We start from the raw sequence: 999 nt of genomic DNA on the forward strand, positions 1-999 counted from the left end.
TTCTGGGCCGGGCCCGCCGGTTTGTCCGTTTTAAAATCGGCCGGGATGAACAGCAGATAAGGTGCTGCCCCGAGCCAGACCCCGCCCATACCAACTTCAATGCCACTGACGAGGTTGAGGCCCTCGGCAAAAACCTTGCGGCTATCGAGCGTGCCGTCGCCGTTGGTATCTTCAAAGATCAGAATCCGGTCACGGCCCAGGCCGTCGGGAGCCGGCACAGGATACGTATGCCCTTCGACCACCCACAACCGGCCCCGCCAGTCAATGGTGAAACAGATTGGCCGGATAATGTCAGGTTCTGCCGCTGCCAGCTTAATTGTAAAGCCCTTAGGCGGCGTCATGGCGGCGGCAGCTTTTTCCCCGGAAAGACCCGCATTCAGGACCGGGTCCAGCGGGGGCAGGATAATGATGTCTTTTTGCTTGAGTTCATTCGGAAAAACCGGACGGGTATCGTAAAAAACAAACTCATCGAAATTGATATGGGCCAGCTTATCGTTGGGTATGTACGGTATCTGCGAAATGCCGGTCTCATTGTCGATAATCCGGATAAAAATATCCTGATTCAGATAGGGTTGTAAGTCGACGACCACCGGCTGGAGCGTAGCGCGCCCCTGCCCTGTGCTCTGAAAAATCACCTTGTTTGTCGCCGCCTGAACGAGTTCAACGCGCGTATCGGCCAGAGCGCCACCCGATACCCGGAACGAGGCAAACGGGTGGGAAACCGGAAACGGCACCGACGTCAGCGTTCCGGTCTGTTTGTAATTTACCGTGCCTCCGCTCGTCAGAAAATAGTTTCCTTCAAACCCGATGGTCATATCTTTTTCATGCACCGGCGACGGCTCCTGCGAGATCAGGGGATTGGTGAAGGCATCGCCCGTGGCGGTCCAGTCTTTCAGGTTGCCGGTTTCGAAATTCAGGTTCAGCGGCTGCCCGTTTCTGNACCGTGCCTCCGCTCGTCAGAAAATAGTTTCCTTCAAACCCGATGGTCATATCTTTTTC

Annotated in this window: 1 pseudogene; it reads right to left on the reverse strand. The window is 55.4% G+C overall.

What is annotated here, in order from left to right:
* Positions 1–938: pseudogene (locus BLX24_RS30675) on the reverse strand (DUF7133 domain-containing protein); the annotation flags it as partial.
* Positions 939–999: the final 61 nt, after the last annotated feature.

The organism is Arsenicibacter rosenii, assembly GCF_001870735.1.
Classification (GTDB): Bacteria; Bacteroidota; Bacteroidia; order Cytophagales; family Spirosomataceae; genus Arsenicibacter; species Arsenicibacter rosenii.